Source organism: Pseudomonas sp. GW704-F2 (assembly GCF_059423025.1).
The window spans coordinates 1-4,897 of the sequence record NZ_JBWKXO010000066.1; the positions used below are offsets into that span (position 1 = coordinate 1).

The following is a 4,897-nucleotide window of genomic DNA, read 5'->3' on the forward strand; positions in this document are numbered from 1 at the left end:
TGGCGTCCCCTAGGGGACTCGAACCCCTGTTACCGCCGTGAAAGGGCGGTGTCCTAGGCCACTAGACGAAGGGGACAAAACCTTCTGTACAACCTGATCAAGCTAGGCCTGATCGATTCAAGGACGGTGTGGCCAGACCTTGAACCTGTAAATTGGTGGAGCTAAACGGGATCGAACCGTTGACCTCTTGCATGCCATGCAAGCGCTCTCCCAGCTGAGCTATAGCCCCTCATCGGTGAGGACGGGGCGAATCTTAATGGCGCTTTGGGAACGTGTCAAATTTATTTTCAACAATTTCCAAAATTTTTTGCCGGGATAACAATCACTTACCAACCAAACCCCGAAAAACCGGGGTTTGGCCGCCACAAGTGCTGACTCAGGCGATCGCGCCCAGCAGCTTCTCCCACTCTTTGTTTTCTTTCTTCGACACACCACCAAGCAAATCAAGGGCTTGGCGCAGACGGAAACGCGTAAGGTCCGGGCCGAGAATTTCCATCGCGTCGAGTACCGACACCGAACTGGCCTGCCCGGTGATCGCGGCAAACATCAACGGCATGGCATCGCGCAATTTCAGCTCGAGGGATTCGACCACGGCCTGGATCGTCGCGGTGATGGCGTCCTTCTCCCACTGGCGCAGGCTTTCGAGCTTCCACAGGATCAGTTGCATCAACTGGCGCACCTGATCGGCGGAGAGTTTCTTCGACTCAAACAGTTTGACGTCCGGGTTCACGCCACCGGCGAAGAAGAAACTGGCCAACGGTGCGACCTGGCTGAACGTCTCCACCCTGCCCTGCACCAGCGGCGCGATCTTCATCATGTACTCGGGGTTCAACGCCCACTGCTGCACGCGGCTGGCGAACTCTTCCACCGGCAGGTCACGCAGCCACTGGCCATTGAGCCACGACAGCTTCTCGATATCGAAGATCGGCCCGCCCAGCGATACGCGGGACAGGTCGAAGTTATCGACCATTTCCTGCAGCGAGAACTTCTCGCGCTCGTCCGGCATCGACCAACCCATGCGGCCCAGGTAGTTGAGCATCGCTTCGGGCATAAAGCCCATGCGCTCGTAGAAGGTCACCGAGGTCGGGTTCTTGCGCTTGGACAGCTTGCTCTTGTCCGGGTTGCGCAGCAGCGGCATGTAGCACAGCTGCGGTTGTTCCCAGCCGAAGTACTCGTAGAGCAGGATCAGCTTCGGCGCCGAGGGCAGCCATTCTTCGCCGCGCAGCACATGGGTGATGCCCATCAGGTGGTCATCGACCACGTTGGCCAGGAAGTACGTCGGCAGGCCGTCGGTCTTCATCAGCACTTGCATGTCCATGCGGTCCCACGGGATCTCGACGTCGCCGCGTAACATGTCCGGCACCACGCACACGCCTTCGCTCGGCACCTTCATGCGGATCACATGGGGCTCGCCGGCCGCCAGGCGCGCGGCCACTTCTTCTTTCGACAGCAGCAGCGCGCGGCCGTCGTAGCGCGGGGTTTCGCCACGGGCCTGTTGTTCGGCGCGCATCTGGTCCAGTTCTTCGGCGGTGCAGAAGCAGGGGAACGCATGGCCCATGTCGACCAACTGCTGGGTGTACTGCTTGTAGATGTCGCTGCGCTCGCTCTGGCGATACGGGCCGTGCGGGCCGCCGACGTCCGGGCCTTCCGACCAGGTGATGCCCAACCAGCGCAGGGCATCGAAAATCTGCTGTTCGGACTCGCGGGTCGAACGCAGTTGATCGGTGTCTTCGATCCGCAGGATGAATTCACCGCCGTGCTGCTTGGCAAAGCAGTAGTTGAACAAGGCGATGTAGGCAGTGCCGACGTGGGGGTCCCCGGTAGGCGATGGCGCGATGCGCGTGCGGACGGTGGTCATGGCTGGTCTCGAATGGGCGATATAACTGAAATTGAAACAAGGGGCGAATGGTAACAGCCATGGGCACTTAGGCTCCAGCGTCCTCCGTACCGAGCATGGCATATAGGCCAAGTTTGAGCCTGGAGACTCGCCGTAGCTATTTGCCAGCTGGCTGGCTGGTTATATTCCATTACCTCTTGTTACAGACTCCGCGCCCATGCCTGCCCCACTGAAACGCCGCCTGCTTATCTTCGTATTGATCGTGAGCCTGATCGCCCTGGGTTTCTTCGCCCATTGGTTCTTCAGGGGCCGCTTCTACGAAAGCACCGACAACGCCTACGTGCAGGGTGAGATTACCCGTGTCTCCAGCCAGCTCGGCGCGCGGATTGTCGAGGTGCTGGTGGGCGACAACGAGCACGTGCAACAAGGCCAGTTGCTGGTGAGGCTTGAAGACGACGACTTCCACCTCGCCGTGGACCGCGCCAACGCCGCCCTCGCCATGCGCGAAGCCGAGCGCACCCAGGCGCAGAGCAAGTTGACCCAGCAAGCCAGCCTGATCGCCGCCGGCGAAGCCAAAGTCGCGTCCAGCCAGGCCAGCCTGGGCCGCTCGCAGATCGACCTGTCCCGCGCCCAAACCCTGCGCAAACCCGGCTACGTCTCGGAAGAACGGGTGACCACCCTCTCCGCCGACAACCATATCGCCCGCTCCCAAGTGGCCATGGCCCAGGCCGACCTGCAGGGGCAGCGCCAGCAGGTCAACGCGCTGAATGCCGAGATCAAGCGCCTCGACGCGCTGATCGCCAATGCCAGAACCGACCTGGCCCAGGCCGAGCTGAACCTGACCCGCAGCGAAATCCACGCGCCCATCAGCGGCCTGGTCGGCCAACGCGCCGCGCGCAACGGCCAATACGTACAGGCCGGCGCCTACCTGCTGTCGATCGTCCCCGACCAGGACATCTGGATTCAGGCCAACTTCAAAGAAACCCAGATCGGCCACATGCAGCCTGGGCAAAAGGCCGAGCTGACGTTCGATGCTTACGGCGATACGCCGATCGAGGCGCGGGTCGACAGCCTGTTCGCGGCCTCCGGGGCGCAGTTCAGCCTATTGCCGCCGGACAATGCCACCGGCAACTTCACCAAAGTCGTTCAACGGATTCCGGTGAAACTTACGTTTGCTGCGGATAACCCGCTGAAGGGCAAGATCCGCCCCGGCATGTCCGTCACCGTCAAAGTGAACATCAAAGATCAGCCTGATGGCCGGTGATCAACTGCTGCGCCCGGTCGGCGAACCGACCCGGCGCGACTGGATCGCGGTGATGAGCGTGATGCTCGGCGCCTTCATGGCGGTGCTCGACATCCAGATCACCAACTCGTCCCTCAAGGACATCCAGGGCGCGCTGTCGGCCACCCTGGAAGAAGGCTCGTGGATTTCCACCTCCTACCTTGTGGCCGAAATCATCATGATCCCCCTCACCGCCTGGCTGGTGCAGTTGCTCTCGGCACGGCGCCTGGCGGTATGGGTGTCGGTGGGGTTCCTGATCGCCTCGCTGATGTGCTCCATGGCCTGGAGCCTGGAAAGCATGATCGTGTTCCGCGCCCTGCAGGGTTTTACCGGCGGCGCGCTGATCCCGCTGGCGTTTACCCTGACCCTGATCAAGCTGCCCGAGCACCACCGCGCCAAAGGCATGGCGATGTTTGCCATGACCGCCACCTTCGCGCCGTCCATCGGCCCGACCATCGGCGGCTGGCTCACGGAAAACTGGGGCTGGGAATACATCTTCTACATCAACGTGCCGCCCGGGCTGCTGATGATCGCCGGGCTGCTCTACGGCCTGGAAAAAAAGGCGCCCCACTGGGAGCTGCTCAAAAGCACCGACTACACCGGCATCGTCAGCCTCGCCATCGGTTTGGGCTGTTTGCAGGTGTTTCTGGAAGAAGGCCACCGCAAAGACTGGCTCGAGTCGAACCTGATCGTCAGCCTGGGCAGCATCGCCCTGCTAAGCCTGATCACCTTCGTGATCGTGCAGCTGTCCAAACCCAACCCGCTGATCAACCTTGGCATCCTGGCCAATCGCAACTTCGGCCTGTCGAGTATTTCCAGCCTGGGGATGGGTGTCGGGTTATATGGCTCGATCTATCTGTTGCCGTTGTACCTGGCGCAGATCCAGAACTACAACGCGCTGCAGATCGGCGAAGTGATCATGTGGATGGGCATTCCGCAGCTGTTCCTGATCCCGCTGGTGCCCAAGCTGATGAAATACGTGTCGCCCAAATGGCTGTGCGCCGTAGGCTTCGGGCTGTTCGGCCTGGCGAGTTTTTCCTCGGGGGTGCTCAACCCAGACTTTGCCGGCAGCCAATTCAACCAGATCCAGATCATCCGCGCCCTCGGGCAGCCGTTGATCATGGTGACCATCTCGCTGATCGCCACGGCCTACATCCTGCCGCAGGACGCCGGGTCGGCTTCCAGCCTGTTCAACATCCTGCGCAACCTCGGCGGCGCCATCGGTATCGCGCTGCTGGCGACCTTGCTGGATGCGCGCACCAAGACCTATTTCGATTATTTACGCGAAGCGATCGTGCCGACCAACCCGCAGGTGGCGGAGCGGCTGGCGACGCTGACGGAACAGTTCGGCAACCCGACGGCGGCGCTGGGCAAACTCAGTGAGATTACGCACCAGCAGGCGCAGATCATGGCCTACAACGATGCGTTTCACTGCGTGGGAATCGCGTTGGGCGTAAGCATGCTCGCGATCTTATTGACCAAGGCGTTGCCGGCGGGGCTTAAGGCTGGGGGGAGTCATTGAGACCGTGTCGCGCCTATCGGGAGCAAGCTCCCTCCCACATTTGACGGCATTTCAAGCTTGGCATGCTGGTGATTTTGTTGAGCACGGCGTTGCCGGCGGGGCTTGAGGCTGGGGGGAGTCATTGAGGCCGTGTCGCGCCTATCGGGAGCAAGCTCCCTCCCACATTTGATCGGGTTCCAACGTTGAAATGAGGTCAAATGTGGGAGGGGGCTTGCCCCCGATGAGGCCAGTACCGCCACTACCGATCAAACCGCCA

General features: G+C 61.1%; 3 protein-coding genes and 2 tRNA genes. 2 read left to right on the forward strand and 3 right to left on the reverse strand.

What is annotated here, in order from left to right:
- The 3 genes from AC07W0_RS29380 to gltX form a co-directional block, all read right to left on the reverse strand.
- Positions 1-76, reverse strand: a tRNA-Glu gene (locus AC07W0_RS29380).
- Between the two features lie 77 nt (positions 77-153).
- A tRNA-Ala gene (locus tag AC07W0_RS29385) sits at positions 154-229 on the reverse strand.
- A gap of 147 nt (positions 230-376) precedes the next feature.
- Positions 377-1,858: a glutamate--tRNA ligase gene (gltX, locus tag AC07W0_RS29390; RefSeq protein WP_017847714.1), complete on the reverse strand. Its 1,482-nt coding sequence runs from the start codon at positions 1,856-1,858 to the stop codon at positions 377-379.
- 196 nt (positions 1,859-2,054) lie between these two features.
- On the opposite strand from gltX, the gene AC07W0_RS29395 reads away from it, so the two are divergent.
- Both AC07W0_RS29395 and AC07W0_RS29400 read left to right on the forward strand, forming a co-directional pair.
- Positions 2,055-3,101, forward strand: coding sequence for an HlyD family secretion protein (locus AC07W0_RS29395; RefSeq protein WP_017847715.1), 1,047 nt, complete (start codon positions 2,055-2,057; stop codon positions 3,099-3,101).
- Entirely contained in the window at positions 3,091-4,641 is a 1,551-nt protein-coding gene (locus tag AC07W0_RS29400; RefSeq protein ID WP_102618872.1) for an MDR family MFS transporter, read from the forward strand. Before AC07W0_RS29395 ends, AC07W0_RS29400 begins: the two co-directional genes overlap by 11 nt.
- The last annotated feature ends 256 nt before the right edge of the window (positions 4,642-4,897 follow it).

Bases quoted from the DNA above. Each gene is read 5' to 3' on its own strand.
- AC07W0_RS29400 (WP_102618872.1), top strand. From the start codon at position 3,091: ATGGCCGGTGATCAACTGCTGCGCCCGGTCGGCGAACCGACCCGGCGC.
- AC07W0_RS29395 (WP_017847715.1), top strand. From the start codon at position 2,055: ATGCCTGCCCCACTGAAACGCCGCCTGCTTATCTTCGTATTGATCGTG.
- gltX (WP_017847714.1), bottom strand. From the start codon at position 1,858: ATGACCACCGTCCGCACGCGCATCGCGCCATCGCCTACCGGGGACCCC.